The organism is Micromonospora sp. NPDC051141, assembly GCF_044455765.1.
Taxonomy (GTDB): domain Bacteria; phylum Actinomycetota; class Actinomycetes; order Mycobacteriales; family Micromonosporaceae; genus Micromonospora.
Genome location: NZ_JBITFD010000005.1, coordinates 257800 through 283995 on the forward strand (window position 1 = coordinate 257800; position 26196 = coordinate 283995).

The 26196-nt window shown below is 73.5% G+C and carries 33 protein-coding genes and 1 pseudogene; 19 read left to right on the top strand and 15 right to left on the bottom strand.

The window, feature by feature from the left end; translation table 11 throughout:
* Positions 1-3: 3 nt before the first annotated feature.
* Together ACIA6B_RS12355 and ACIA6B_RS12360 are read right to left on the bottom strand one after the other, a co-directional pair.
* Positions 4-291: a hypothetical protein gene (locus ACIA6B_RS12355; protein ID WP_396772782.1), complete on the bottom strand. Its 288-nt coding sequence runs from the start codon at positions 289-291 to the stop codon at positions 4-6.
* A gap of 71 nt (positions 292-362) precedes the next feature.
* Complete coding sequence (locus ACIA6B_RS12360; protein WP_396772783.1) at positions 363-1187, bottom strand: SDR family NAD(P)-dependent oxidoreductase; 825 nt, start codon at positions 1185-1187, stop codon at positions 363-365.
* Positions 1188-1311: 124 nt separating this feature from the next.
* Between ACIA6B_RS12360 and ACIA6B_RS12365 the strand changes: the two genes are divergently transcribed.
* Positions 1312-2268, top strand: coding sequence for an HpcH/HpaI aldolase/citrate lyase family protein (locus tag ACIA6B_RS12365; protein ID WP_396772785.1), 957 nt, complete (start codon positions 1312-1314; stop codon positions 2266-2268).
* Between the two features lie 40 nt (positions 2269-2308).
* On the opposite strand, the gene ACIA6B_RS12370 is transcribed toward ACIA6B_RS12365, so the two are convergent.
* Positions 2309-2797, bottom strand: a complete 489-nt coding sequence (locus ACIA6B_RS12370) for a DUF4190 domain-containing protein (protein WP_396772786.1) — start codon at positions 2795-2797, stop codon at positions 2309-2311.
* A 116-nt stretch (positions 2798-2913) separates the two neighbouring features.
* On the opposite strand from ACIA6B_RS12370, the gene ACIA6B_RS12375 reads away from it, so the two are divergent.
* Positions 2914-3804 (top strand): SDR family NAD(P)-dependent oxidoreductase, encoded by an 891-nt coding sequence (locus tag ACIA6B_RS12375; protein ID WP_396772788.1) that lies wholly within the window; start codon positions 2914-2916, stop codon positions 3802-3804.
* Positions 3805-3808: 4 nt separating this feature from the next.
* Here the strand turns inward: ACIA6B_RS12375 and ACIA6B_RS12380 are convergent, their stop codons facing one another.
* Positions 3809-4213, bottom strand: coding sequence for a DUF4190 domain-containing protein (locus tag ACIA6B_RS12380; RefSeq protein WP_107154907.1), 405 nt, complete (start codon positions 4211-4213; stop codon positions 3809-3811).
* A 176-nt stretch (positions 4214-4389) separates the two neighbouring features.
* Between ACIA6B_RS12380 and ACIA6B_RS12385 the strand changes: the two genes are divergently transcribed.
* Entirely contained in the window at positions 4390-5586 is a 1197-nt protein-coding gene (locus ACIA6B_RS12385) for an acyl-CoA dehydrogenase family protein (RefSeq protein ID WP_396772790.1), read from the top strand.
* A 12-nt stretch (positions 5587-5598) separates the two neighbouring features.
* Here the strand turns inward: ACIA6B_RS12385 and ACIA6B_RS12390 are convergent, their stop codons facing one another.
* Positions 5599-6237: a PH domain-containing protein gene (locus ACIA6B_RS12390; protein ID WP_396772791.1), complete on the bottom strand. Its 639-nt coding sequence runs from the start codon at positions 6235-6237 to the stop codon at positions 5599-5601.
* Positions 6238-6324: 87 nt separating this feature from the next.
* Here ACIA6B_RS12390 and ACIA6B_RS12395 point away from each other — a divergent pair, with 87 nt between their 5' ends.
* A complete protein-coding gene (locus ACIA6B_RS12395; RefSeq protein ID WP_396772793.1) occupies positions 6325-6978 on the top strand; it encodes a TetR/AcrR family transcriptional regulator in 654 nt (217 codons plus the stop codon).
* Here ACIA6B_RS12395 and ACIA6B_RS12400 read toward each other — a convergent pair.
* Both ACIA6B_RS12400 and ACIA6B_RS12405 read right to left on the bottom strand, forming a co-directional pair.
* Entirely contained in the window at positions 6935-7342 is a 408-nt protein-coding gene (locus ACIA6B_RS12400) for a CoA-binding protein (protein WP_396772795.1), read from the bottom strand. The genes ACIA6B_RS12395 and ACIA6B_RS12400 overlap by 44 nt on opposite strands.
* Before the next feature lie 26 nt (positions 7343-7368).
* On the bottom strand, positions 7369-9591 hold the full coding sequence (locus tag ACIA6B_RS12405; RefSeq protein ID WP_396772796.1) for an intein-containing Rv2578c family radical SAM protein: 2223 nt from the start codon (positions 9589-9591) through the stop codon (positions 7369-7371).
* On the opposite strand from ACIA6B_RS12405, the gene ACIA6B_RS12410 reads away from it, so the two are divergent.
* Positions 9527-9946: a thiol-disulfide oxidoreductase DCC family protein gene (locus ACIA6B_RS12410; RefSeq protein WP_396772798.1), complete on the top strand. Its 420-nt coding sequence runs from the start codon at positions 9527-9529 to the stop codon at positions 9944-9946. The genes ACIA6B_RS12405 and ACIA6B_RS12410 overlap by 65 nt on opposite strands.
* Before the next feature lie 45 nt (positions 9947-9991).
* Here ACIA6B_RS12410 and ACIA6B_RS12415 read toward each other — a convergent pair whose 3' ends face one another.
* The 3 genes from ACIA6B_RS12415 to trxA form a co-directional block, all read right to left on the bottom strand.
* Positions 9992-10945 (bottom strand): MFS transporter permease, encoded by a 954-nt coding sequence (locus ACIA6B_RS12415; RefSeq protein WP_396772800.1) that lies wholly within the window; start codon positions 10943-10945, stop codon positions 9992-9994.
* Positions 10942-11382 (bottom strand): hypothetical protein, encoded by a 441-nt coding sequence (locus ACIA6B_RS12420; protein WP_396772801.1) that lies wholly within the window; start codon positions 11380-11382, stop codon positions 10942-10944. Before ACIA6B_RS12420 ends, ACIA6B_RS12415 begins: the two co-directional genes overlap by 4 nt.
* Before the next feature lie 149 nt (positions 11383-11531).
* A complete protein-coding gene (trxA, locus tag ACIA6B_RS12425; protein ID WP_281943096.1) occupies positions 11532-11894 on the bottom strand; it encodes a thioredoxin in 363 nt (120 codons plus the stop codon).
* Positions 11895-12440: 546 nt separating this feature from the next.
* Here trxA and ACIA6B_RS12430 point away from each other — a divergent pair.
* The 11 genes from ACIA6B_RS12430 to ACIA6B_RS12480 all read left to right on the top strand — a co-directional run bounded on the left by ACIA6B_RS12430 (position 12441) and on the right by ACIA6B_RS12480 (position 20892).
* Positions 12441-12956 carry a MaoC family dehydratase gene (locus ACIA6B_RS12430; RefSeq protein ID WP_396772803.1) on the top strand — a complete coding sequence of 172 codons (516 nt, stop codon included), beginning with the start codon at positions 12441-12443 and terminating at the stop codon, positions 12954-12956.
* A gap of 93 nt (positions 12957-13049) precedes the next feature.
* Positions 13050-13541 carry a hypothetical protein gene (locus ACIA6B_RS12435; protein ID WP_396772805.1) on the top strand — a complete coding sequence of 164 codons (492 nt, stop codon included), beginning with the start codon at positions 13050-13052 and terminating at the stop codon, positions 13539-13541.
* A gap of 35 nt (positions 13542-13576) precedes the next feature.
* Positions 13577-14200, top strand: coding sequence for an RNA methyltransferase (locus tag ACIA6B_RS12440; RefSeq protein WP_107154915.1), 624 nt, complete (start codon positions 13577-13579; stop codon positions 14198-14200).
* Positions 14201-14289: 89 nt separating this feature from the next.
* Entirely contained in the window at positions 14290-14988 is a 699-nt protein-coding gene (locus ACIA6B_RS12445; protein WP_396772807.1) for a DUF6758 family protein, read from the top strand.
* Positions 14989-15106: 118 nt separating this feature from the next.
* On the top strand, positions 15107-15265 hold the full coding sequence (locus ACIA6B_RS12450; RefSeq protein WP_013283898.1) for a hypothetical protein: 159 nt from the start codon (positions 15107-15109) through the stop codon (positions 15263-15265).
* Between the two features lie 6 nt (positions 15266-15271).
* A complete protein-coding gene (locus tag ACIA6B_RS12455; protein WP_396772809.1) occupies positions 15272-16144 on the top strand; it encodes a PH domain-containing protein in 873 nt (290 codons plus the stop codon).
* Positions 16145-16247: 103 nt separating this feature from the next.
* Positions 16248-17096 (top strand): SigE family RNA polymerase sigma factor, encoded by an 849-nt coding sequence (locus ACIA6B_RS12460; RefSeq protein ID WP_396772810.1) that lies wholly within the window; start codon positions 16248-16250, stop codon positions 17094-17096.
* Positions 17093-18373 (top strand): hypothetical protein, encoded by a 1281-nt coding sequence (locus tag ACIA6B_RS12465; protein ID WP_396772812.1) that lies wholly within the window; start codon positions 17093-17095, stop codon positions 18371-18373. Before ACIA6B_RS12460 ends, ACIA6B_RS12465 begins: the two co-directional genes overlap by 4 nt.
* Before the next feature lie 10 nt (positions 18374-18383).
* On the top strand, positions 18384-19250 hold the full coding sequence (locus tag ACIA6B_RS12470; RefSeq protein ID WP_396772814.1) for a PHP domain-containing protein: 867 nt from the start codon (positions 18384-18386) through the stop codon (positions 19248-19250).
* 31 nt (positions 19251-19281) lie between these two features.
* A complete protein-coding gene (locus ACIA6B_RS12475; protein ID WP_281943080.1) occupies positions 19282-19896 on the top strand; it encodes a MarC family protein in 615 nt (204 codons plus the stop codon).
* A gap of 42 nt (positions 19897-19938) precedes the next feature.
* The gene (locus ACIA6B_RS12480) at positions 19939-20892 is read left to right on the top strand and encodes a RecB family exonuclease (protein ID WP_396772815.1); all 954 of its coding nucleotides are present in this window, start codon (positions 19939-19941) and stop codon (positions 20890-20892) included.
* Positions 20893-21072: 180 nt separating this feature from the next.
* Here ACIA6B_RS12480 and ACIA6B_RS12485 read toward each other — a convergent pair whose 3' ends face one another.
* Positions 21073-21924 carry an oxygenase MpaB family protein gene (locus ACIA6B_RS12485; RefSeq protein ID WP_396772816.1) on the bottom strand — a complete coding sequence of 284 codons (852 nt, stop codon included), beginning with the start codon at positions 21922-21924 and terminating at the stop codon, positions 21073-21075.
* A 188-nt stretch (positions 21925-22112) separates the two neighbouring features.
* Here ACIA6B_RS12485 and ACIA6B_RS12490 point away from each other — a divergent pair, with 188 nt between their 5' ends.
* Positions 22113-22595, top strand: a complete 483-nt coding sequence (locus ACIA6B_RS12490; RefSeq protein WP_396772818.1) for a DUF2231 domain-containing protein — start codon at positions 22113-22115, stop codon at positions 22593-22595.
* A 196-nt stretch (positions 22596-22791) separates the two neighbouring features.
* Here the strand turns inward: ACIA6B_RS12490 and ACIA6B_RS12495 are convergent, their stop codons facing one another.
* Positions 22792-23667: a hypothetical protein gene (locus tag ACIA6B_RS12495; RefSeq protein ID WP_396772820.1), complete on the bottom strand. Its 876-nt coding sequence runs from the start codon at positions 23665-23667 to the stop codon at positions 22792-22794.
* 209 nt (positions 23668-23876) lie between these two features.
* Between ACIA6B_RS12495 and ACIA6B_RS12500 the strand changes: the two genes are divergently transcribed.
* Positions 23877-24059, top strand: coding sequence for a hypothetical protein (locus ACIA6B_RS12500; RefSeq protein ID WP_281943797.1), 183 nt, complete (start codon positions 23877-23879; stop codon positions 24057-24059).
* A 150-nt stretch (positions 24060-24209) separates the two neighbouring features.
* On the opposite strand, the gene ACIA6B_RS12505 is transcribed toward ACIA6B_RS12500, so the two are convergent.
* Positions 24210-24473 (bottom strand): hypothetical protein, encoded by a 264-nt coding sequence (locus ACIA6B_RS12505; RefSeq protein ID WP_396772822.1) that lies wholly within the window; start codon positions 24471-24473, stop codon positions 24210-24212.
* A gap of 600 nt (positions 24474-25073) precedes the next feature.
* On the opposite strand from ACIA6B_RS12505, the gene ACIA6B_RS12510 reads away from it, so the two are divergent.
* Positions 25074-25295 carry a hypothetical protein gene (locus tag ACIA6B_RS12510; RefSeq protein WP_396773174.1) on the top strand — a complete coding sequence of 74 codons (222 nt, stop codon included), beginning with the start codon at positions 25074-25076 and terminating at the stop codon, positions 25293-25295.
* Between the two features lie 62 nt (positions 25296-25357).
* On the opposite strand, the pseudogene ACIA6B_RS12515 reads toward ACIA6B_RS12510, so the two are convergent.
* Positions 25358-25558: pseudogene (locus tag ACIA6B_RS12515) on the bottom strand (FmdB family zinc ribbon protein); the annotation flags it as partial.
* Positions 25515-26162 carry a 5-formyltetrahydrofolate cyclo-ligase gene (locus ACIA6B_RS12520; RefSeq protein ID WP_396772823.1) on the bottom strand — a complete coding sequence of 216 codons (648 nt, stop codon included), beginning with the start codon at positions 26160-26162 and terminating at the stop codon, positions 25515-25517. The gene ACIA6B_RS12520 and the pseudogene ACIA6B_RS12515, both read right to left, overlap by 44 nt.
* Positions 26163-26196 lie beyond the last annotated feature (34 nt).

Sequence of the window (26196 nt, forward strand, 5' to 3'; positions counted from 1 at the left end):
GCCTCAGACGTCGTGGACCTCCAGCACGCGGGTGGTGGGGGCGGCGTCGCCCAGCTCCGCCCGGAGCGCGGCGCGCTCCGGGTCGACCAGGAACGCGTCGAGCCCGTCGCGGGCGGCGAACCGGATCACGTGCACCTCGGTTTCCCCGTCCCCGGTGCGCAACCGCCGCTCCAGCCCCCCGCCGTGCCGGTCGAGCAACGCCAGCACCGCGTCCTCGTAGCGTCGGCCGGCGTCGGCGTCGGCGCTCAGGTCGACCAACGCGACCAGCAGGACCTCGTTCCCCGTCGTCATGGCGTCGAGTGTCCCAGCCGGCCGACCGGCGCGGTGTCCCGCAGCGGCCCGGTCGACCGGCGCGGTGTCCCTCAGCCGGCGAGGCCGACGGCCTCGGCGCTGGCCGTCCAGAGCCGGGCCGCCAGCGCCGGGTCGGCCGCCCAGGGGCGCGGCCGGCGCGGCCTGCGGTCGGCGTAGTAGCCGCCGTCGATCAGCCGGGACGGGTCCTGGCCGGCGAGCCAGACCAGTGTCTCCGCGCCCTTCTCCGGGGTGCGGAACGGCAGCAGCCGCATGCCGAGCGCCACCACCCGGCTCTCGTTGCCGAACCGGGTGCTCACCACGCCGGGGTGGAACGCGTACGACCGCACCCGGGGCCAACGCCGCGCCGCCTCGGCGGTGAACAGGATGTTCGCCTGTTTGCTGGTGCCGTACGCCCGGAACGGCCGGTAGTGGCGCAGCGTGGCGTTGAGGTCGTCCGGGTCGAGCACGCCGCTGCGGTGCGCGTTGGAGGCGGTCACCACCATCCGGCGCACCCGGTCGGCCAGCAGGTTGCTGAGCAGGAACGGGGCGAGGTGGTTGGCCTGCATGCTCAGCTCGAACCCGTCGACAGTGGTGACCGGTTCGAGCACGATCGCGCCGGCGTTGTTGGCCAGCACGTCGATCCGGTCGTAGTTCGCGCGCAGCCGCTCGGCGAGCCCGCGTACGTCGTCGAGCACGGCGAAGTCGGAGCGGAACAGCTCCGGCTGCTCGCCGCTGGACTCGCGCACCCGCTCGCCGGCGGCGCGCAGCCGGGCCGGGTCCCGGCCGACCAGCACCACCTGGTCTCCACGGCGGGCCAGCTCGACGGCGGCGGCCAGCCCGATGCCCGAACTCGCGCCGGTCAGCACCACGATCCGACGCTCAGTGAGATCTTCCACAGGTCCATTCACCCCGGTCACGGCACGAGGTTACCGTGACGTAGCCCCGTCCTTTGGGATCGTTAAGTTCCGACTTCCACCGCCGCGTCGCGTGCTGCCGCCGGACGCTGATAGGAGCGCATCCATGACCGCTGTCGGTCGCCCCCGCCGGTCCTGCCTGGCGGTTCCCGGGTCCAGCGTCAAGATGCTCGGCAAGGCCCAGGGCCTCCCCGCCGACCAGGTCTTCCTGGATCTGGAGGACGCGGTCGCCCCGCTGGCCAAGCCGGACGCGCGCAAGAACATCGTCGCCGCGCTGAACGAGGGGGACTGGGCCGGCAAGACCCGCGTGGTCCGGGTGAACGACCTGACCACGCCGTGGACCTACCGGGACGTCATCGAGGTGGTCGAGGGCGCCGGGGCGAACCTGGACTGCATCATGCTGCCGAAGGCGCAGAACGCCGAGCAGGTGCACTGGCTGGATCTGCTGCTCACGCAGATCGAGAAGACGCTCGGCCTGGAGGTCGGCCGGATCGGCATCGAGGCGCAGATCGAGAACGCCGCCGGGCTGGTCAACGTGGACGCCATCGCCGCCGCCTCGCCCCGGGTCGAGACGATCATCTTCGGCCCGGCCGACTTCATGGCCTCGATCAACATGAAGTCGCTGGTGGTCGGCGCGCTGATTCCGGACTACCCGGGCGATCCCTACCACTACATCCTGATGCGCATCCTGATGGCCGCCCGGATGCACGACAAGCAGGCCATCGACGGCCCGTTCCTCCAGATCCGCGACACCGACGCGTTCCGCGAGGTGGCGAAGCGCTCGGCCGCGCTGGGCTTCGACGGCAAGTGGGTGCTGCACCCGGGCCAGATCGACGCCGCGAACGAGGTCTACTCGCCGGCGCAGGCCGACTACGACCACGCCGAGCTGATCCTCGACGCGTACGACTACTACACGTCCGAGGCGGGCGGGAAGCTGGGCGCGGTGATGCTCGGCGACGAGATGATCGACGAGGCGTCCCGCAAGATGGCGTTGGTGATCTCGGCCAAGGGCCGGGCCGCCGGGATGACGCGTACCTCCTCGTTCACCCCGCCCTCGGCGTGACCGCGCGCCGGGCCGCCCCGCGCGGGGCGGCCCGATCGCGTCAGTAGTTGGTGGAGCTGTCCGAGTTGATGGCGATCGCGATCATCACGATGTAGAAGATGATGCCGGCGACCAGCAGGGCGGTGAGGATCCAGCCGACGATGATGGCCGCCTTCGCCATCCCCTCGCCCTGCTCGCCGGTCTCCCGGATCTGGCGCTGGGCCACGTGCCCCATGATCGCGCCGATCGGCGCGGTGATGCACGAGGTGAAGCCGACCAGCGAGAGCACCAGCGCCACGATGGCCAGCGTGTTCGTCCGGCTCGCCGGCGGCGCGTAGCCGGCGTACGCGCCGGGCGGCGGGTACGCGCCCGGCTGCGGGTAGCCGGCCGGCGGGTAGCCGGGCGCCGCGTACGGGTCGCCGGGCGGGGGCGCGTAGGGCGACTTCCCGACCGCGTACGGGTCCTCGGGCGCGTAGGGGTCGACCGGCGGGCTCGACTGCGGCCCGGCCGAGGGGTCGTGCCAGCCACCGGGCGGCGGGGGATAGCTCATCTGATCATCTCCAGGTACGTGGTCCGGGTCAGGGTAGCCACCAACGGAAAACCCGGAGCACCCCCTTTCCGGGTGCCGCATTGCCCGGAAGGTCCACAGCGGGCAGGATCCTCGACATGGCACTTGACGCGCGTGGGGGTCGGTCGCGACGGGACACGAGCCGGCCGGGGTCGGCGCGCCGCCCGCGCGCCGGGGAGCCGGCGGGCGCCGCCGACCAGGAACGGGCCGCGCCGCTCCCGGAGCCGGCCACCATGCGGCTGGACGGCCGGGTCGCGCTGGTGACCGGCGCGGGCAGCGCGGACGGCATCGGGTACGCGACCGCGCGCCGGCTGGCCGACCTGGGCGCCCGGGTGGCGATCGTGTCGACCACCCGGCGGATCCACGACCGCGCGGAGGAACTGGGCGTCACCGGTTTCGTCGCCGACCTCACCGACGAGTCGGAGGTGGGCGCGCTCGCCGACGCGGTGGCCGAGCAGCTCGGCGACGTCGAGGTGCTGGTCAACAACGCGGGCCTGGCCAGCCGGGCCAGCCCCGAGGTGCTGCGGCCGGTGGCCCAGTTGACCTACGACGAGTGGCGCGGCGAGATCGACCGCAACCTGACCACCGCGTTCCTGTGCAGCCGCGCGTTCATCAACGGGATGTCGGAACGCGGTTGGGGGCGGATCGTCAACCTGGCCGCCACCGCCGGACCGGTCAACGCGCTGCCCACCGAGGCGGGCTACGCGGCGGCCAAGGCCGGCGTGGTGGGGCTGACCCGGGCGTTGGCGATGGAGATGATCGCCGACGGGGTGACCGTGAACGCGGTGGCACCGGGCATCATCCACACCGCCGCGTCCACCATGGTCGAGATCAAGCAGGGGCTCGGCACGCCGGTGGGCCGGCCCGGCCTGCCGGACGAGGTGGCCGCCGCGATCGCGTTCCTCTGCTCACCGGCCGCGTCGTACATCACCGGGCAGATGCTGGTGGTCGACGGCGGCAACAGCGTCCGGGAGGCGCAGTTCCGCTGACGCGTCAGTAGCCGTTGTTGTCGGCGTTGGCCCAGATCGCCAGCCCGATCCAGCCGCAGCAGACCAGCAGGCCGAGCGCGGTGAAGACGTAGCTGAGGATCAGCCCCCAGGTGGCGAGCTGGTCGCCCTCCTCGCCGGTCTGCCGGATCTGCCGCTTGGCCAGGTGGCCGCAGACGATGCCGGCGGGCGCGAAGACGAACGCGAAGACCAGCGACAGGATGGCGAGCACGTTGGGGCCGCCGCGCGGGCGCGGACCCTCGCCGGGCGGGCCGTACTGGCCGTATGGCGGCTGCGGGGCGTACGGCGGCTGCTGTCCCCACTGCGGCTGGTGCCCGTACGGCGGTTGTGGCCCGTGCGGCTGGCCGCGGTCCGGCGGCTCGTACGGCGACGGTGGCTGCTCGTCGGTCACGCCGGCCCCCTCGGATCCGCAGGTCAACCGCCCTTTCTCTTGCGGACGCTACCCGCAGCGGTGAACCTTTTCACAGCGGTTGTGTGGACTGGTCACCTTGGCGCGGCCGGTTGCGGGGCCGATACTGACCGAGCGTTCAGTTACCCATGAGTAATGCGCCGACCCCGGAGGCTGAGATGGCCCGACTCGCCCAGACGCCCGGCCTGACCGATGTGCAGCGGTCGATCCTGGAAACGGTCCGGGAGTTCGCCGACAAGGAGATCATTCCGCACGCCCAGCGGCTGGAGCACGCCGACGAGTACCCGACCGACATCCTCGACGGGATGCGCGAGATGGGGCTGTTCGGCCTCACCATCGACGAGGAGTACGGCGGCCTCGGCGAGTCGCTGCTGACCTACGCGCTGGTGGTTGAGGAGCTGTCCCGGGGCTGGATGTCGATCTCCGGCATCGTCAACACGCACTTCATCGTGGCGTACCTGGTCTCGCAGCACGGCTCGGCCGACCAGAAGGCCCGCCTGCTGCCGAAGATGGCGACCGGCGAGGTGCGCGGCGCGTTCTCCATGTCGGAGCCGGAGTGCGGCTCGGACGTCTCGGCGATCAAGTCGAAGGCGGTCCGCGACGGCGACACCTTCGTGCTCAACGGCCAGAAGATGTGGCTGACCAACGGCGCGTACTCCTCGGTGGTGGCCACCCTGGTCAAGACCGACACCGGGGCCGACTCGGTCTACGGCAACATGAGCACGTTCCTGCTGGAGAAGGAGCCCGGCTTCGGCGAGACCGCGCCCGGCCTGACCATCCCCGGCAAGATCGACAAGATGGGTTACAAGGGCGTCGAGACCACCGAGATGGTGCTCGACGGCGTCGCCGTCCCCGCCTCCGCCGTGCTCGGCGGCGAGGATCAGGTCGGCCGCGGCTTCTACCAGATGATGGACGGCATCGAGGTGGGCCGGGTCAACGTGGCGGCCCGCGCCTGCGGCATCTCGATCCGCGCGTTCGAGCTGGCCGTCGCGTACGCCCAGCAGCGCAGGACGTTCGGCCAGCCGCTCGCCCGGCACCAGGCGATCGCGTTCAAGCTCGCCGAGATGGGCACCAAGATCGAGGCCGCGCACGCGCTCATGGTCAACGCGGCCCGGCTCAAGGACGCCGGCCAGCGCAACGACGTCGAGGCCGGCATGGCCAAGCTGCTCGCCTCGGAGTACTGCGCCGAGGTGGTCCAGGAGGCGTTCCGGATCCACGGCGGCTACGGCTACTCCAAGGAGTACGAGATCGAGCGCCTGATGCGGGAGGCCCCGTTCCTGCTGATCGGCGAGGGCACCTCGGAGATCCAGAAGACCATCATCTCCCGCGGCCTGCTCAAGCAGTACAAGCTTTAAGGAGGGCCCCTCTCAACGCTTCGGCGGGCGCGCGACGGGGTCGGCGGCAAGGTGTCGGCGGGCGTGCTCGACGAGCGCGGCCGGGTCGTCCGCGTAGAACCGGATCTCCCGGACCGGGGTGCTCGGCCCGCCCGGCAGCGGCACCGACAGCGGTTCCCGCAGCACCAGGTCGATCGCCGTCTGACTGCCGACGCCGAGGTTGAGCACCGTCGGGTCGTCCTCGTCGTACCGGACCGCGCGGCTGGACGGCAGCGACCGGCGGCGGACCGCCACGGCCGCGACGGCGGCCCACGGGATCGTGACGTCGAGCGAGACGCCGTTGCGCACCCGCAGGCCGTCGCCGTCGACCACGTGCGGGTGGATCCGGAGGCTGGCCATCAGCCCGAACATCCACAGCAGACCCCAGACGCCGAGCCCGACGGCGGCGTGCCGGATCGTCGGCGAGTCGACGGTGTGCCGCAGGATCACGTCCAGGATCGGGATCTCGATCGCGGACATGACGATGAAGGCCACCAGGATCGTCTGGACGCCGCCCACGTAGGCGAACGTCGTCGCGCCGGGCGCCACCGGGTAGGGGCGGCGCAGCACCCACCGGGTCAGGCTGCGCCACATGCCCCACTCGTACGCCACCACGCGTCGGACCAGCCTCATCGTCGCCTCCCTTTTTCCAATACAGTTGCAAGGTAAAGGCGTCCCGGTCGTCGTGTCAATGCAGTTGCATTGTGAAAACATGGAGAGATGCCGAAGCGGGTGGACCACCGGGAGCGCCGGGCGCTGATCGCGGACGCGTTGATGCGGGTCGCGGCCGAGCAGGGGCTGGAGGGGGTCAGCCTGCGGCACGTGGCCGCCGCGGCCCAGGTCAGCGCCGGGATGGTGCAGCACTACTTCCGTACCCGGGACGAGATGATGGTCTTCGCGCTCGCCGTGGTGAGCGAGCGCAACGAGACCCGGATCCGTCGGGCGGTCGAGGCGCTCGGCGCGACGCCGCCACCCCGGGCACTGCTCCGGGCCATGCTGACCGAGCTGCTGCCGCTGGACGAGGAACGGCGGGCGGACGGCCGGGTGGCCCTGGCCTTCCTCGCCTACACGGCCGTCCGGCCCGCCGTGGCCGCCGCGCTGCACGACGACACTGCGGCGTTGCGGGCCTTCGTCGCGGACCAGATCGCCAGGTCACCGCTGGCCACGGCCGGCCGGGTGGACCCGGAACCGGCCGCCGTCGGCCTGCTCGCCGTGCTGGAGGGGCTCGGCATCCACGTGCTCGGCGGCCACTATTCGCCGGAGACCGCGCTGGTCGCGCTGGACGCCCAGCTCGACCTGATCTTCGGCCGCGAGCTGCCTGTCGAAACGGTCAGCCGCGCCGGCTCAGGCCGGCCGCGGCCCGCTCCACGATGAGGCACCTGTCCTCGACGTAGTCGATGCCGGCCGCCTCGGCGATCCGGCGCGCCTCGGCGGAGACGATCCCGAGCTGCAACCAGACCGCCGGCGCGCCGATCCCCACCGCCTGCCGGACCACCTCGACCGCGTCCCGCGCCGGGCGGAACACGTCCACCAGATCGACCGGGTGCGGGATGTCGGCAAGCGTCGGGTACGCCTTCTCGCCGAACAGCTCGTCGACGGTCGGGTTCACCGGGATGATCCGCCACCCGTGCCGCTGCATCTCCAGCGGCACGCGGTGCGCGGCCTTGCCCGGATCACGGGAGGCCCCGACGACGGCGATCACGGCGGAGTCGGCGAGAAGCTGCTGGGCGGACCGCATGCACCGAGACTAACCCGCCCGCCCGGTCACAGCAGGGCGAGCTGTTCGGCGGCCGGTGTCGGTGGCGCGGTGTCGGGCAGCCGCCGGTTGTCGCCGACCTCGCCGCGGTGCAGCCCGTGCCGGCGGGCCGCGATCCGGACCCGCGCGGTCACCTCCCGCTGGTACGCCTGCGGCGCGTACGCCCCGGCCTGGTAGAGCTGGCGGTAGCGGGGCACCAGGTGGGGGAACTCGCGGGCCAGCCAGCGTGCGTACCACTCCCGGGCGCCGGGGCGCAGGTGCAGGGGCAGCGGCGTCACGTCGACCGCCCCGGCGGCGGCGATCGCCGCGACGGTGGCGTCGATCGACTCCTCGTCGTCGCTGAGGCCGGGCAGGACCGGGGCCATCAGCACGCCGACCGGGAAGCCGGCGTCGGTGAGCCGGCGGACCGCGTCCAGGCGGCGGCGCGGGCTCGGTGTGCCCGGCTCGGCCAGGCGCCAGAGCGTCTCGTCCACGAAACCCACCGAGTAGGACAACCCGACCCGGGTGACGTCGGCGGCCTGGCGCAACAGGGGCAGGTCGCGCAGCAGCAGGGTGCCCTTGGTCAGGATGGAGAACGGGTTGGCGAAGTCGCGCAGCGCCGTCAGGATCGGCGGCATGAGGCGGTAGCGCCCCTCGGCCCGCTGGTAGCAGTCCACGTTGGTGCCCATGGCGATGTGCGCGCCCCGCCAACGTGGAGCGGCCAGCTCGCGCCGGACCAGCTCGCCGGCGTTGACCTTGACGATCACCTTGCGGTCGAAGTCGGCCCCGGCGTCCAGGTCGAGGTAGGTGTGGGTGTTGCGGGCGAAGCAGTTGTGGCTGACCACCCCGTTGGCGACGAAGTCGCCGGTGCCGGTGGTGATGTCCCACAGCGGCAGCTCCAGCCCGAGGTCCTCGATGGACGTCACCTGGAGCCGCGCCGCGCACTTGAGCGCCGTGCCCTCGATCGAGCGGCGGTCGGTGACCGCCGGATCGGTCAGGTGGAAGAAACGCAGCCGCTCCGGCAGGCCGCCGGTCAGCCGGATCTGGAGGCCCCCGTTACGGTTGCCGGCATCGTCGAGCGCCCACCGGAAGTCGAGCCGGTCGAGCGCCTCGGCCGTGTGGCGCCGGCTCTCGTCGTCGGTGACGCCGATCCGGAACACGCCGCGGCGGCAACTGCCGGCGGCGTCGAACATGCCGGCCAGGAAGCCGTGCCGCCAGTCGTCGGTCGGCTCGACGGGTGGCCGGACCAGCGCGGCGACGACCTCGGCCCGGACCGGCCCCGCCGTGCGCAGGGTGGTCAACCGGCGGGCCGGTCGCCCGGACGTCCGCTCGACGTCGATCCCGGCGTCGGCGAGGAACCGCTCGGCCCGCTCCAGCGCCTCCGCCTCGACGGTGCGCAGCCGGAAGCGGAGGCGCGGGCCGTCGGCCTCCGCCTCGTGCCGTGGCAGCCGGCGTCGGTCGGCGTCGCGGACCAGCGCGTGCAGGTAACCCCGGTGGTAGTCGGTGGAACGCTTCGGCGGAACGGCGAACCGGCCGGTGCCGAGCAGGCGGTTGCGGGTGGTCAGGTGCGGGCGCCGCCCGCCGCCGCGCATGCCGCCGGTGACGTGCTTCCAGCCGCGTTCGGTGAGGAAGCGGTGGTCGCCGCTGGCCACCAGCGTGGTGCCGTCGGCCAGGGTGACCCGGTAGGCCCGCTTCACCGTCGACCAGGCGTCGAGCACGGTGGTGACGACGTAGTGCCGGTAGGCGCCGCGCCGCTGGGTGCCGTAGATCCGGTCGCCGGGCGTCAGCTCGCTGATCGGCCGGGTGCGCCCGTCCGCCATCAGGATCGGCGTGTCGCCGGCCAGACAGTAGGTGCAGGCGTGGGAACAGCCACGGTAGGGGTTGACCGTCCACTCGAACGGCACGCGCGACTGACCGGGCACCCGGTTGATGATCGACTTGGCCTGCACCTCGTAGAACGTCATGCCGGCGAAGTCGGGGGTGTCGAACGTGCGGACGACCGCGTGGGGCAGCGCCAGCGGCAGGGGTGGAGCCGCCGGCGCTGCCCGGTCAGGAGCCCCCTCGTCCGGGGGAGCGGAGAGGTTGTCCCAGCGCATGGCGTTCATTCGAACACGTGTACGAACCAAGCGCAAGTGACGCGCCGGACACCGGGCACCGACGCGGCCGGCGCGGGTGCAGGATGGACGCATGGAGACGTCGACCTTCGTGTACGACGGCGACTGCGCGTTCTGCACCCGCTGCGCGCAGTTCATCGAACGTCGTATCCCCACCGGGGCCCGGGTGGTCCCGTGGCAGTTCGCCGACCTGGCGGCGCTGGGCCTGACCGAGGCCGAGTGCGAGGAGGCGGTGCAGTGGGTGGGCGCCGACGGCTCCCGGGCCGCCGGGCCGGACGCCATCGCGCGGCTGCTCGGCGACAGCGGGCCGCTCTGGCGCGTCGCCGGGGGTGCGCTGCGGCTGCCGCCGGTACGCGCCGCGGCCTGGCCCGCGTACCGCTGGGTGGCCCGCAACCGGCACCGGCTGCCCGGCGGCACCGCCGCGTGCGCCCTGCCCCAGGAGACCCGCGAGCGCCTCTACGGCCCGACCCGCCGCCCCGACCCCACCCCCTGACCCCCCACCCCCACCCCCACCCACCCAACCCCACCGTGGGGGTGATCAAGGAGTTTGCGTCGGCGTCGATCTCTGCGGAGACGCAAACTCCTTGATCACCGTGGCGGGCGGTGCGGACGCCGCGGGAGGCGGGGAGGACGGTGGGGAGGACGGTGAGGAGGACGGTGGGGGTGGGGTGGGACGGCGTAGGCGGCGGGCGAACGCCACCGGGCGGACCTTCTCCAGCGGCAGGAACGCGGCCATCGCCACCAGGTGCGGCGCGAACGAGATGGTGATGGTCGCGACGGTCACCAGGTGGAACGAGTAGAAGAAGCCCACCATGGCCGTCCGCCACCGCGCGGGCAGCACGAACACCAGCGGGCTGAGCAGCTCGAACGCCAGGATGCCGAACTGGGCCACGATCAGCAGGTGCGGCACCTGCGCGATCAGGTCGGCCAGGTCGGTGCCGCGGCGGATGATCGCCCGGGCCAGCACCGAGCCGGTAGCCCAGTCGAGGCCGCCGAAGCGGAACTTCGCCCAGGCGGCCAGGAAGTAGGTGCAGATGACCGCGATCTGGGTGACCCGCAGCGCCCAGCCGCCCGCCTCGGTACGGGTCGGGTCGCCGTGCCGGGCCCGGCCGGCGGTGGGCAGCGCGGCCAGCGCCACCAGGAGCCCGAACCGGTCGTGGTCGACCTTGCCGTAGCTCATCGCCACGATCATCCACTCGAAGTAGAGCGCGAAGACCGTCCAGCCGAGCAGCCGCGGCGCGCGACCGGTCGCGGCCAGCAGCGCGGACACCAGCAGCACCCAGAAGACCACGCCGACCAGGGCGGGGGTGGGGGTAGGCAGCGGGAGCAGCCGGCCGACGAGCAGCGGCTGGTAGAGGTCGCCGGGCACGTCGACGCGGGTGCGCACCCAGGGGGTGAAGACGACCAGGTCGGCGGCGACGAAGAGGTAGACGAGCGTGCGGAACGCGGCGACCCGGCCGCGCGGCACCGCCTCGGTGAGCCAGCCGGTCATCCGGCGGCGTCCCAGCGTACGGCCGTGCGGTCGGTCCACTCGCCGGTCGGGCGTCCGCCCCGGATGTCGTGCAGGCGGACCACGATGCGCACCTCCACCAGCGCCGGCGCGTCGGGATGCCGTTCCGCGTACGCCTCGGCGACGGTGCGCAACAGGCTGGGATCGGCGGCGTACCGGTCCTGCTGGCCCTCGATCTCGGCGCGGCGGATGCCGGTGGCGTCCTGGCCGAGCGGGACCACGGCGCCGGTCTCGTCGACGCCCTCGACCCGGGTGTCGGGGGCCGGCGCGTCCGGCGGGTCGGAGGTGGAATACATCCGGAACGGCCCGAACGGGAAGTCGTCGTCCGTGCCGTGCACGGTGCCGAGCAGGAGCAGCGCCATCCCGAGCAGGGTGACGCCGAGCCGGACGGCGCGCCCGCGCACGGTCAAGGTCTCCATCAGGTCGTGACGATACGGGAGTGAACCGTCCGGAACTGTCCCTCAGTCGGCCATTTCCCACTGCCCGTCCCGCCGGTCACCCCGGTACGCGAAACGCCGCCGGCCGGTCCCGCGAACGGGCCCGGCCGGCGGCGGAAGACGCGCCGTGCTCAGTGCTTGTGCTCGGCCAGCTTCTTGCGGACGTCGTCCATGTCCAGCTGCTCGACCTGCTCGATGAGGTTCTCCAGCGCCGACTCGGGCAGCGCGCCCGGCTGGGCGAACACGATGACACCGTCGCGGATCGCCATCACGGTCGGGATGGAGCTGATGTTGAACTTGGCCCCCAGCTCCTGCTGCGCCTCGGTGTCGACCTTGCCGAAGACGATCTCCGGGTGCTTCTCCGAGGAGCGCTCGTAGACAGGGGCGAAGCGCTTGCACGGAGTGCACCAGTCCGCCCAGAAGTCGAGCAGGACGATGCCGTCCCGGCTGGTCACCTCGTCGAAGTTGGCCGTGGTCAGCTCAACCGTTGCCATGTGCTCTCTCCGATCACCGCGGATTGCCGTACGTCCGGTGGAACCAGGGTCGGTCCGTGAGAATTCCCGTGACCTGCGCGACGAAACGCCTACCGCTCCGGACGTGTTCTCCAGCACATCGAACCTTATCTGTTCGCAAGATCGTGCGGCTTGCAAGTGCAGGACGCATTTGCGTGACGGGACGTGATGGGAGCGTTTCCAGGGAGATCACGCTGTGTTGCCGCTGCGAATCGGTAATTTCCGTGCTGACAAGCGGCGATCCGGCCTGCGGAGATCGCTTACGGGGAGGCGGCCAGTAACTCTGAGTATTGTTACGAAAAGATAAATGTGACGCCGGTCTCTGTCGGACCCTGGTCCCGTACGGCAGAATCTTTCACATCAGAGCGTGGGCGGCGGGTGCCGGGGAGGGCCCCGCCGCTCATTGCGTCTCCCCCCGGATGGCGCCCCGGTGTGACATTTCCACCGCGCGAGCGCCCCGCCCCTTGCCTTAACCAGCGGTAAGGCATGCTGTGCCGAACTCCATCGCCGCCCGTCGAAGGGACCAGGATGCAGTTCGGCCGCTACTACGAGGAGTTCGAGGTCGGCGCGGTCTACCGGCACTGGCCGGGCAAGACCGTCACCGAGTACGACGACCACCTCTTCTGCCTGCTCACCATGAACCACCACCCGCTCCACCTGGACGCGCACTACGCCGAGTCCGCCTCCCAGTTCAAGCGCAACGTGGTGGTCGGCAACTACGTCTACTCGCTGCTGCTGGGCATGTCCGTGCCGGACGTGAGCGGCAAGGCGATCGCCAACCTGGAGATCGAGTCCCTGCGACACGTGGCCCCGACGTTCCACGGCGACACCATCTACGGCGAGACCACGGTGCTGGACAAGCGCGAGTCGGCCTCGAAGCCGGACCGCGGCGTGGTCGCGGTGGAGACCCGCGGCTACAACCAGGACGGCACGCTGGTCTGCGTCTTCCGCCGCAAGGTCATGGTTCCGAAACAGGAGTACGCGGTCGCTGCCGTGCCGGAGGGCGTCGACCCGGAGCGCCCGAGCTTCCCCGAGCCGCGCTGAGGTCGGGCACCCCGCCGACCGGGTCCCGGTCCCGTTCCCCCGGGACGGGACCCGGACCGGCCTCCGGGGCATATGCTCTGGCTGGAGGTCCCCATGAGCCACTCCGTCGCCGGAGAGCCGCCCTCTGCCGGTCGCCGCGCCGCACCGCTCACCACCGCCGCCTACTCCGCTGCGGAGTGGGACCTGCTGACCGACCTGCCCGGCCGGGTCCTCGTCGCCGCCGCGTCGCCCGGCCCCGGCCGCCCGCCACGGGGGATCGCCGCCGGGCTGGCCGGCCTGGACGCGGTGGCCGCCGGCCGCGCCTTCGACAGTGATCTGATCCGCGCGGTGGTCACCGCCATCTACGCGCGTCACGACGGGGCCGCCGTCCGGGCCGAGCGCCTCACCGACCTGGTCGACCTGCTCGCCGCCGCCCGGGCCGCAGTGCGCGTGCTGCGCCGCCGGGCCGATCCGGCCGACTCCGCCGCGTACCGACAGTGGGTGGAATCGGTGGCCGCCCGGGTGTGCCGGGCCGACGGGACGGCGCCCGGCCCCGCCGACCGGCGTTTCCTGGACCGGTTGGGCGGCGCGCTCGACCTGCGCTGACGGCGCGCGCCGCCGGGTGCGTACGCTCGGCAACCGTGACCGACGACCAGCTCGACGTGGGGGTGGGGCCGTGGACCGGTGACCCGCCGGACGACCCGCGACTCGACCCGGAGCTGCTCGCCGCCGGCGACCGGCGCAACGTGGTGGACCGCTACCGCTACTGGCGGCGCGAGGCCGTGGTGGCCGACCTGGACCGGCGGCGGCACGACTTCCACGTGGCGATCGAGAACTGGCAGCACGACTTCAACATCGGCACGGTCGTGCGCAACGCCAACGCGTTCCTCGCCGCCGAGGTGCACATCGTCGGGCACCGGCGGTGGAACCGTCGGGGCGCCATGGTGACCGATCGCTACCAGCACGTCCGGCACCACCCGACGATCGAGGGGTTCGTCGCGTGGGCGGCCGGCGAGCGGCTGCCGGTGGTCGGCATCGACAACCTGCCCGGCTCCCGGCCGCTGGAGACCGCCGTCCTGCCCCGCCGCTGCGTGCTGCTCTTCGGCCAGGAGGGGCCGGGGCTGTCACCGGTGGCCCGGACGGCCTGCGACGCGTTGTTCTCGATCGCCCAGTACGGCTCCACCCGCTCGATCAACGCGGGGGTGGCCAGCGGCATCGCCATGCACGCCTGGGTCCGGTCGTACGCCGGCCCGCCGCCCGGCTGACGGATCGCGGGTGTGTCGCCGGGCGAAAATCCCACGTTCGTCGGCCCGCCCCGCTTGACGGCCCGCCGCCCCGGCGGGACGGTGAAGGCGTGACTGTCGTGGTGAGTTGTCCGAGATGTGCGGGCCCGGTACGCGAGCCGGACCTGATGCACGGCGAGTACCGGTGCCTGCGCTGCGGGCCGGTCCCGCCCCTGCACGTGCCGGAACACATCGGCGCCGAGATCATGGCGAGCGTGGTCGAGCGGGTGGCCGCCGACGGCGACACGCCCGACCGGCCCGGCGTACCGCTCTGGTGCCCGTGGCCGCTCCCACCGGGTTGGACGCTGACCGGCGTGGCCTGGGCGGGCGACGACCGGGCCGGCATCCGGGCCACGGTGGTCGCCTGCGCCGGTCCGGCGCCGCTCGACGGTGGACCGGCCGACCTCATCTTCGTCGCCGAGGAGCCCGGTGTGGGTCTGGGTTCCCGCTTCGCGGGACTGCCCGGTCCCGATCCCGGCCCCCAGGTCGAGGAGGCGCTCACCGATCCCGGCCCTGGTCATCCGGAGCGTGTGCCGCACGCGAAGATCCGGGTGGCCGGCCATCCGACTCCACTGTGGCTCGTCCGGTCCGAAACGGATCGAAGCGCGTACGCCGGTGAGGCTCGGGGAATGTGGCTCCATGCGATAGCCTGGCCGGCGAGCGCGGGTCACCTCCTCGCGGAAGAAGTCGTCCTGTGCGACCTCACCGAGTGGACACCGCCCGAGCTCGTGTACGGCGCACCGTCCCCGTACCTGCACGGGCAGGCCTGACCGGCCGGCACCGGCGAGTCGGGGAACGGACGCAGATATTCACGGTACGACACCATGCTGATACTCTGGGTGCCGCTGCGGTACTTGGACCCGGCTCCGCGCGAGAGGATGGCCCGCTATGGTCAAGAAGGTCCTCACCTGGGCCGGCATCGCATTCTTGATCTTCTTCGTCGCCTACCGACCCAACTCGGCGGCCGACGTGTTCAAGTCTCTCGGTGGCGGCATCATGGACATCGCGCAGGGCTTCGGTGATTTCTTCACCAACCTGGTCGCCTAGCCGGCCATGGGAAGCCCTTCCGGTCCCCCCTTCGACCCGGACGATCCCGACCGGGCACGCCGGGAGCACGACACCGAACCGATCCCCCGGATCGACCCGGACGACGGTCCCGGCTACGGCGCCGGTCCCGGCTACGGGGCCGGCCCCTCCCTCTCGGGCGACGCCGCGTTCGGCGACGGACCGGGTTTCGCCGGTGAGGGCCGCTCCGGTCGCGCCTGGGCGCGTGACCCGGAGGGCTATCCGGAGCAGCCGATCTCCGAGGAGGAGTTGGCCGGTCTCCGGGTCGACGCCTCGGGCATGGCTCCGCGTCGGGTGCTGCCCCTGGAGGACGAGCCCAGCTCGCTGGTCGCGCGCTACCTCTTCCCCACCGAGCGCTACCGGGGCGAGTGGAAGCGGCACTGGATCCACCTCAGCACACCGATCATCGTCGGCATCGCGGCCACGTTCGTGCTCGGTTACCTCTCCGGCTTCCTCGCCGGGCGGGACGTCGGCGCGCTGACCACCATCGCGGTGCTGCTCTGGTTCGCGGTGATGGGCTGGGTGGCCTGGCGGGTCGCCGACTGGTGGTACGACCGCTTCATCCTGACCAACAAGCGGGTGATGGTGGTCAACGGCATCATCACCCGCCGGGTCGCGATGATGCCGCTGGTCCGGGTCACCGACATGAAGTACGAACAGACCCCGACCGGCCGGGCTCTCAACTACGGCACGTTCGTGCTGGAGTCGGCGGGTCAGGAGCAGGCGCTCCGCGAGGTCAAGAACCTGCCCAACCCGAACGAACTCTACCTGCGCGTGGTGGAGGAGATGTACGAGCCGCAGGCCGTCGAGGCGCGGTTGGGCAAGGAGGCCGACGAGGCCAAGGCCGACGACGGCGCCTGAAACTTTTCGTCCGAACATCTCAGGGACTGCGCACCTTTCGCCGTCGACCCGACCCGCTCGGTCGTGGGAGCCTGCCAGGCAGGACGGGGGCGCGGAGGTGGGCGTGACGAGCAGGGATCCGCTGGAGGAGGAGTTCCGCGAGTTCGTCGCGGCCCGGTCCGGCGCCCTGCTGCGTACCGCCTATCTGCTGGCCGGTGACTGGGCGACCGCCGAGGACCTGCTCCAGACCGCGCTGACCAAGACCTACCTGGCCTGGAAGCGGCTCGGCGGGATCGACGCCATCGAGCCGTACGCCCGCCGGGTCCTGGTCAACACGTCGACCAGTTGGTGGCGTCGCCGCTGGCACGGGGAACGGCCGACGGAGGTGCTGCCCGAGCGGGCCGGCGTCGACGAGATCGAACACCAGCTCGACCGGGACGCGCTCTGGCGGCACCTCCAGGCGTTGCCCGCCCGCCAGCGGGCCGTGCTGGTGCTCCGCTTCTACGAGGACATGTCGGAGGCGCAGACGGCCGCCCTGCTGGAGATCTCCCCGGGCACGGTCAAGAGTCAGACCTCCCGGGCGTTGAACACGCTGCGCCGCCGCCTCGGCGCGGAGGCGGCCCTGGGCCTTCCGGGCGAGCCGGCTCCCGCACCCGGTCCGGCCGCCACCCCACCCCGCGTCCTGCCGGCCCCGGCCGGTCCGCGGGTGGGGCGCGCGGCGGCGGCCCGGCAGCCCGTCGTGCCGCCGACGTCCCGCCTCCCGGCTGGTTCGGCCCGGCCGCCGGCCGCCGCCCGACCCGCTCGTCGTCCGGCCGGGTCCGCGCCGTCATCCGTCGAGCCGTCGACGCCGCGACTTCCGGCCGGGTCCGCGCGGCAGCCCGCCGCCCCGCCGCCCGCACCGACCACGCCGCCGGCGGCGACCGGGCCGGCCCCGGTCCGCCCCGCCGCCCCGATCCCGGCGGAGACCCGATGAGCGGCGTCCGGCCCTCCGGTGACAACCGAACCAGCAGCCCGGAGCGTCCACTCCCCGTGGGGGAGGCCGAGCTGGAACGGGCGCTGCGGGAGACGTTCTCCCGCCGGGTCGACACGCCCGCGCCGCGCCGCGCCGACCCGGCGGGGGAGGTGCTGCGCCGGGCCCGCCGCACCGGACGCCGCCGGACGCTCACCGGCCTCGCCCTGGCCGGCGTCGCGACGGTGCTGGTCACCACCGGCATGGTGCAGCTCAGCGGGCCGGGCGGGCGCGGCGGCACGCCGACCGTGGTGCTCGGCGACCCGCCCGGGCTCTCCCTCTCCCCGCTGCCCAGCGAGCCGACGCCGGTGTACCGGCCGGGGCCGGTCCGCGCCGAACTCGACCTGCTCCTCGGTGACCAGCTCGACACCAGCGGCGGCCAGCGCCGGGAGCTGACCGGCGTGGACGGCGTCGAACGGGCGCAGCGGATCCACGACGGGGAGGGCTGGCTGCTCACCTCGGCCGCCACCGCCGCCGGCCGTACCCTCTGGTGGGTGGCGGCCGACGGGGGCACGCCGCAGGTGATGCTCGCCGCCGCGGACGCGGTCGCGGTCTCCGCGGACGGCCGGCAGGTGGCCTGGCGGGACGGCCCGGACGTGGTCGCCGCCAGCGTGGTCGCCGGCCAGCTCATCGCGCCCAGCCGGGTGAGCGCGCCGACCGGTGTCGTGCCGGTCGGCTTCACCGGCGACGACGTGCTGATCGCCCAGCCCGGCCAGGGTGGCATGAGCGTCTGGCGGCGGGCGATGGGCGGCGCGCCGGGCCCCGTGAACCCGAACGTCCGCGTCGTCTACGGCACCCGTCCGGACGGCCGGCTCGTCGCCCTGGTCACCACCGGGCCGACGCGGCGGCCCTGCGTGGCACTGCTCGACCCGGGGCGCGGTCTCACCCCGACCCGGAGCGGCTGCGTCGCCGAGCTGGCCGCCGACGGGCTCGGCGCCGTCTCGCCGGACGGGCGGTGGCTGCTGGTGAACGGCACCGGGCGTACCGCCCTGCTGGTCGACCTGGCCGACCCGGCCGCCGCGCCGGCGGCCCACCCGGCCGGCCCGAAGCTGGTCGGCCCGGTGGCCTGGACCCGGGCCGGTGTCGCGTTGCACGTGGACGCCGCCGGCGGGCTGGTCCGGGTCCGGCCGGAACGGGTGCTGGCCGGCGAACGCCCGACCCCGTCCACGATCGACGGGATGGCGCCGGGGCAACGGCCGGTGGTGGTGGCCGACACCCCCGCGCTGCCCGACGGGGCGTAGCGTCGGGCCGGTGAGCGTTCCCGCCCGCATCGACCTGCACACCCACTCCACCGCCAGCGACGGCACGCTCGGCCCGGCCGAAGTGGTCCGGGCCGCCGCCGACGCCGGGCTCGACGTGGTGGCCCTGACCGACCACGACACCACGGCCGGCTGGGCGTCGGCCGTCGCCGCACTGCCGCCCGGCCTCACCCTGGTCCGTGGCGCGGAACTCTCCTGCCGCTGGTCCGGCACCGAGCCGGCCCTCCCGCTGCACCTGCTCGCGTACCTCTTCGACCCGGCCGAACCGGAGCTGGCCGCCGAACTGGCCCGGGTCCGGCGGGCCCGCGAGGAACGCGGCGAGCGGATCGTCCGGCTGCTCCAGGCCGACGGCATCCCGGTGAGCTGGTCGGAGATCCTGGCCGGAGCGGCCGGCGGAACGGTCGGCCGGCCGCACATCGCGCAGGCGCTGATCCGGGCCGGACTGGTCGCCACCACCACCGAGGCGTTCGGCAGGGACTGGCTGGGGGAGCGGTACCGCCTGCCCAAGGACGACATCGACGTGTTCCGGGCGGTCGCGCTGGTCCGGGCCGCCGGCGGGGTGCCCGTCTTCGCCCACCCGAGGGCCAGCCGGCGCGGCCGGATCGTGCCCGACGAGCTGATCGCGGCATTGGCGGCGGCCGGACTGGCCGGCCTGGAGGCCGACCACGAGGACCACAGCCCGGCCGAACGGGAGCACGTCCGCCGGCTCGCCGCCGAGCTGGGGCTGCTGGTCACCGGCGCGTCGGACTTCCACGGCACGCACAAGACGGTCCGGCTCGGCGCGTACACCACCGCCCCCGAGGCGTACGAGCGGATCGTCGCGCTGGCCCGGGGGGTGACCCCGGTCGCTTCAGGCTGAAGCGTTCCGGCGGCACGGCTACCGTGTCCGCGTGGATCTCAAGCTCTTCGGCGAGGTCTTCGTGACCCTGCTGGTGATCGTCGACCCGCCCGGAATGATGCCCATCTTCCTCGCGCTCACCGGGCCGCTGCCCGCCCGCGACCGGAACCGGGCCGCCTGGCAGGCCGTGGCGCTGGCGCTCGGGGTCATCGTGATCTTCGCGGTGGCGGGGCAGACGATCCTGGCCTACCTGCACGTCGACCTGCCCGCGTTGCAGGCCGCCGGCGGGCTGCTGCTGGTGCTCGTCGCGTTGGAGTTGCTGACCGGCAAGGCGGACGACCCGAGCCAGCAGGTCACCTCCAACATCGCGTTGGTGCCGCTGGGCACCCCGCTGCTGGCCGGGCCGGGCGCGATCGTGGCCACCATGCTGTTCGTGCAGCAGGCCGGCGGGGTCACCGACTACGTCGCCATCGCGCTCGCCATCGTCGCGGTGATGGTCGCGGTCTGGGTGGTGCTGCGCTTCTCCGGCGGGATCGTCAAGGTGCTCCGCCCGGGTGGCATCGAGGTGCTCACCCGGATCGCCGGCCTGCTGCTGGCCGCCATCGCGGTGCAGCTCATCGCGGACGCGATCGCCGCATTCGTGACCGAGTACGTCAACAACGCCTGAGCCTGTCGTCCGGTGTCGGACCTGGGTGGCAGGATCGCAGGGGTGCGACGACCATCATCGACCGGCCGCCCCGCTTCGAGCAGCCGACCCACCGGCGGCCGGGCGCCCCGGCCCCGCGCCGAGCAGGCCGAGCAGCTCGGCTTCGAGGGCATGCCGGAACGGCTCTTCGTCTGCACCCCCAGCAAGCTCGGCGCCTACGCCGACTGCCCCCGGCGTTACCGCTACGCGTACGTGGACCGGCCCGCCCCGCCGAAGGGGCCGCCGTGGGCGCACAACTCGCTCGGCGCCAGCGTCCACACCGCGCTCAAGAACTGGTATGCGTTGGCCCCCGACCGCCGCCGCCCCGAGGTGCTCGGCACGCTACTCAAGGGCACCTGGGTGCGCGAGGGGTACCGCGACGACGAGCAGGAGCGCGACGCGTTCCGGCGGGCGCTGACCTGGCTGGAGTCCTACGTGGCGGGTCTCGACCCGGCCGACGAGCCGGTCGGGGTGGAGCGGGTGGTGGCGGTGAAGACCGCGGTGCTCGCCTTCAACGGCCGCACCGACCGGATCGACTCCCGCCCCGGCCCCGACGGGCGGCCCGAGCTGGTCATCGTCGACTACAAGACCGGCCGCACCGGGCTCGACGCCGACGACGCGCGCGGCTCGCAGGCGCTCGCGCTCTACGCGTACGCGGCCGAGCGGGTGTTCCGGCGGCCCTGCCGCCGGGTCGAGCTGCACCACCTGCCCACCGGCACGGTCGCCGCGCACGAGCACACCCCCGAGTCGCTGGACCGGCAGCTCACCCGCGCGGAGGACACCGCCCGCGACATCATGGCCGCCGAGCGGGCGGTCGCCGACGGGGCCGACCCCGACGAGGCGTTCCCCACCGAGGCGGGGCCGCGTTGCGGCTGGTGCGACTACCGGCGCACCTGCCCGACCGGCGCGCAGGTCCCCGGCAAGGAGCCGTGGTCCGCCGTCGACCGTCCCGCGCAGCCCACCGCCGACGCCGGCTGACCCCGGCACCCGCTGGCGCAGCCCTTCAACGGCACCCGCGCTGTCGCCGCTGCCGGCTCCTCATCGGCACCCGCGCTGTCGCCGCTGCCGGCCCCTTATCGGCACCCGCGCTGTCGCCGCTGCCGGCCGCCGCAGTCGACGGCTCCGGCCGCCGCGCTCCCGGCCGCCGCAGCCGCCGGCTCAGGCCGCCGCGAGGCGGGCGGCGCGTTCCTTGGCAGCCTGCTGCAACGGCCCCTCCCGATAGCGCCGCGGCACCGCCGCCAGCGCCAGCCGCAGCGCCCGTACGCCCACCTCCGCCGACAGCGCGGTGGTGGGCAGGCCCAGCCCGCCGTAGAGCCGCAGCGCCCAGGGTGGCAGCAGACCCAACGCGGTGCCGGCCACCCCGAAGTACGCCCAGCGCGGCGGGCCGAGGTTCAGGCCGAGCCGCGCCGGCAGGCTGAGCTTCCAGGGGATCGGCGGAGCGGTCAGGAACAGCGCGGTCTCGGCCGCCTCGCGGGTCATCCGCAGCTCCGGGCGTACGTCCCGGTAGTAGGCCTCGATCTCGGCGGCGGTGCCCGGCACTCCCGCCGGGTCCAGGCCCACCAGGGCCGCGGCCCGGCGTTGCTCGGTGTAGTAGCCGTCCACCTCGTCGTCGGTCAGCGCCAGCCCGGCCCGGCGGGCGGTGCTCACGAACGACTCGACCTCGGTGACGTGCACCCACCGCAGCAGGTCCGGCTCGTCGACGCGGAACTCCTCGCCGGTGACCGGGTCGGTGGCGCGCATCCGGGCGTGCAGCATCCGCAGCCGACGGCCGGCCGCCTCCGCCTCGGCGGTGGTGCCGTAGATCGTCGTCGCCACGTAGGTCGAGGTCCGGACCAGCCGGCCCCACGCGTCGGCGCGGTAGTTGCTGTTCTGCGCGACGCCCGCCATCGCGCGTGGGTGCAACGCCTGCAGGTAGAGCGAGCGCAGGCCGGCGACGATCAGGATCGGTTCCTCGTGCACCTTCCACGTGACCGATCCCGGACCGAACAGGCCGAGGTCGTCGGTGTCCACCGATCAAGAGTGCCACGCCGGCCGGACCGGCTCGGTCGGGCCGGCTCAGTCGTCGGCGGAACGATGGGACTGGCAGGCCGGGGCGCCGCCGCGTGAACCGGCGCGGCGACCCGTACGTGTGAGCAGGTGTGCGGCGGCGCAGCGTCGTACGCTGACCGCGCGAATCCGTCCACTCGCCGGAGGTGTCGGTGTTCAGGGAAATCAACGGCCTCCCGGGCCACGTTCTGGTCATCCACGCCGTGGTGGTGCTGGTGCCGCTGCTGGCCGTGCTCACCGTCGCGTACGGCGTACTGCCCCGCTGGCGCCCCCGACTGGACTGGGCGGTGGCGGCGCTGGCCGTGGTCACCCCGATCGTGGCCTGGGTGGCGACCGAGTCGGGCGAGGAGTTGGAGGAGGCGCTGCGATCGCGGGGCTACCCACCCGAGGGCCTTCAGAAGATCCACGAACACGCCGAGTACGGCGAGACGCTGCTCTGGTTCACGCTCGGCCTGGCCGTGGCGGCGCTCCTGCTGCTGCTGTCCACCGCGGGCCTCGCCCGGACCCGGAACCTGCCCCGCTGGCTGCCGCTGGCGCTCACCGCCGTGGCCGCCGTGCTCGCCGTGTTCGCGCTGGTCTACGTCTACCTCACCGGTGACAGCGGCGCCAAGATGGTGTGGGACGGCATCGTCTGACGGCTGCGGCTGCGGCTGCGGCTGCCTGCCGCCGCCAGTTACCGTGCGTGACTTCCGGCGAAGGGGCTATCAAGTGTGAAGCGATATACCTCAAAGTCATATTTATGACTCTGGGGTATATCGCTTCCTGCACTTCAGTGTCGCCGGCCCCGACACGCCGGCCGTCGCTTCAGCGTGAGCGACGGTCGCCCCGACGCTAGAACAGCAACCGCGAGCAGAGCAGGCACATCAGCAGCACCAGCACCACGCCGACGACCGCGCCGATGCCGTAGGTGAGCTGTTGGGCGCGCTGCTCCGAGCGGTCCATGGCGGCCATGTCCTGCGGCGGGAGCTGCCGGGGCGGTGGCGTCCGTACGTGCACCGGCGGTCGCCAGCCGGGGGGCGGCGGCATGCTCGGCGGCGGCCCGGAGTACCCGGTGGTTGCCGGCCCGCCGGCGTTGGGCGGCCCGCCGGCGTTGGGCGGCCCGCCGGCGTTGGACGGCCCGCCGGTTGCCGGCCCACTCTCATACCCGCCGGTTGCCGGCCCACCCACATACCCGCCGGTTGCCGGCCCACCCGCATGCCCGCCGGTTGCCGGATCGATGGCGGCTCCGGGCGTGCCGGGCCACTCGCTGCCGGTCGCGGTCCAGCCGCCGGTCGGCGCGGCCGGGTCCGGCCTGGCCCAGGGACTCTCCGCCGCACCCGTACGCGACCACGGGCTGGCGGCCCCCTCGACCACGCCGGCCTCACCGGCCGAGGTCTCGACCCCGTGCGTCCTGGTGGTGTGCGGCTCGTCGGTCTGCGGTCCGGCCCTGGGCGGCTCGGGGGCCTGCGGTGTGATCCCGTGGGGTTCGGCCGTGTGCGATTCGGCATCGGTGCCGGGTGGAACGTCCGCGCCCGTTCTCCCGGGGCGATCGACATCGGCCGGGTCGGCGTCGACGGTGGGACCCGTCTCCGAGAGCGTTTCGGGGCTCACCCCGGCTGGCGGATGGTCAGCGGGCTGGTCGTCGGGCGGTGTCCCGTCCGGGGCGGCTGGCTGCTCGGGGCGTCGCCAGGTCTCGTCGTCGGTGCTGCCACCACTCGGCGTCGTCACGCCGACCGACGCTACCAACGCCACGGCCGACCGGCCGCCCGACGCGGCGAAGCCCAACCCACCCACCCCACACCCACACCTCACACCCCCGTCCAGCCCGCTGATTCACGGAAAGCGTGGCTATCGGGCGCGTAATGACCCCTCTTTCCGTGAATGTGCGAGCGGGGTTACCGAGGGGCGTGACGGCTCGCCCGGCGGCGGTATTGTTGCTGCTCGTGACCGAACCCGGCATCCGCGTCCCGCGCGGCGACGACGACCGCGTGGTTGACCTCAGCGACGATCTCGTGGTGCTGCCCGAGCAGACCACCGACGACACCGACCACGGTTGGGGCGAGCGGCCCGGCGGCGATGACGACTGGCTGCTCGCTGAGCGTCCTCCGCACTGGGGCTGACCCACGCCGAACCAGCACCGCCCAACTCCCCGCCGAACCAGCACCGCCCAACTCCCCGCCGAACCAGCACCGGCCAACTCCCCGCCGGTCGGGCACCGGCCGACTCCCGCCGGGCGGCACGGGCTGGCGGGGGCGGTGGTCAGGTGGTGGTCAGCTACGGACCACCACGGCGAAGCGGCTGCCCTCGGGCAGTCCGACCGCGCGCCGGGCCTGCTCGGGCGGGAGAGCCAGGTAGAGCGCGGACGAGCCGTCGACCGCCCCGCCGGCCCCCACCACGTCGAGCACCAGCGCGCGGGGGGCGAGCAGCGTGGGGTCCGGTGAACCGCCGGCGGGCACCACCAGCAGGTCGACCCGGGCGCCCGGACGCAACACCGCGAGCGCGGCCGGTTCGCCCAGCCGGATCGGGACGCCCACCGACCCCTCGGGCAGCGGCTGAGGGCCGGCGGACGGTGCGTCGGCGGACGGTGCGTCGGCGGACGCGGTGACGCCGGTACCCGCGGACGACCCGGACGGACCTGGCCCGGCCGGAGCCGACCCGGACGGACCTGACCCGGAGGGAGCCGACCCGGGCGGAGCTGATCCGGAGGGAGCCGATCCGGGCGGCGGTGACCCGGGTGGACAGCCGGCCGGCGTCCGGAGCACCGCCGCGGCCAGCCCCAGCAGCACCGCGACCAGCGTCACCCGCACCAGCGTGCGGCGTCGGGGCAGCCCGCGCCAACGCACCGGTCGCAACGTCGCCTCCTGACCCGTCACCACTGCCTCCCACCGCCGGCCGACCGTTCCGCCAGCAGGCTAGGCGCGCCCGGTGCCGCCGCGTCGCCCCGTCGCCGGCGCCTGTGGACAACCCGGCCGTCCTGTGGACAACCGGCCACGGCGGGCACGGAAGTGGCCGCCCCCGCACGGGAACGGCCACTTCGGGTCAGCGCGCGATCAGGAGGAAGTGGCCGCCCCCGCACGGGAAACGGCCACTTCGGGTCAGCGCGCGATCAGGAGGAGCTGGAGGCCGCCGGCGCCTTGCTGGCCGACGAGCCGGAGCCCGAGCCGGACGAGCCCGAGCCGGACGAGCCGGACCCCGAGCCGGACGAGCCGGAGCCCGATGCGGACCCGGAGGACGAGGACGAGCCCGAGGACGAACCGGACGACGGCGAGTCGGACGAGGACGAGTCGGACTTCCCCGGCTTGCTCGCGGGGCTCGACGCGCTGTCGGAACCGGACGAACGGGAATCCGTCCGGTAGAAGCCGGAGCCCTTGAACACGATGCCGACCGAGTTGAAGAGCTTGCGCAGCCGCCCCTCACACGCCGGGCACTCGGTCAGCGGCTCGTCCGAGAAGGACTGCACCGCCTCGAGCTGGTGGCCGCACGCGGTGCAGGCGTACTGGTACGTGGGCACGTTCTCCTCCGGATCTCTGGCACGGCCGGTCTGGCACTCGTGGTCTTCGAGTGCCAATGGTGCGTCATCGCACCCGGATTCGTCCAGCGGAAGCGCCCGGTCCCACACCCGGCACCGCCACCAGCCCGTCCCCGGGCGTGATCACGCAGTGCACCGGCCGGTCGTGCGGATCGGCGGGCACGGTCGTGACCAGCTCGCCGTCGTGCAGCAGCGCCACCGTCGGCACGGTGGCGGGCACCCGGGCCAGCGCGCGGTCGTACGAGCCGCCGCCCCGGCCCAGCCGGACGCCCCGGCGGTCCACCGCCAACGCGGGCATCACCACCAGGTCCGCGCCGGCCACGGCGGTCCGGCCCCACGGTGGCCCGGTGGGCTCGCGCAGCCCTCGGCCGGCGGCGCGCAGCGACTCCCGCCCGGTGTAGGCGGCCCAGTCCAGGTCCAGGTCGTCCCGGAGCACCGGCAGCAGCAGCGCCGCCCCGGGCGGCAGCGCGGCCCGCAGCACCTCCGGCAGATCGTCCCCGCCGGGCTCCGAGGCGACCGGCACGTACGCGGTCATCCGGGCCGGGCGCAGCCGGCGTACCAGGGCGGTCAGCTCGGCCTGGACGGACGCCGCCGCCTCGGCGCGACGCGGCGCGGACAGCGACCGGCGGGCGGCGAGCAGCGCGACGCGCAGTTCCCGCTTCGCCTCGTGCACCTCATCCGAAAAATCCGGCACGCAACACTCCTGACGCAACGCTTGCCTACCGGTC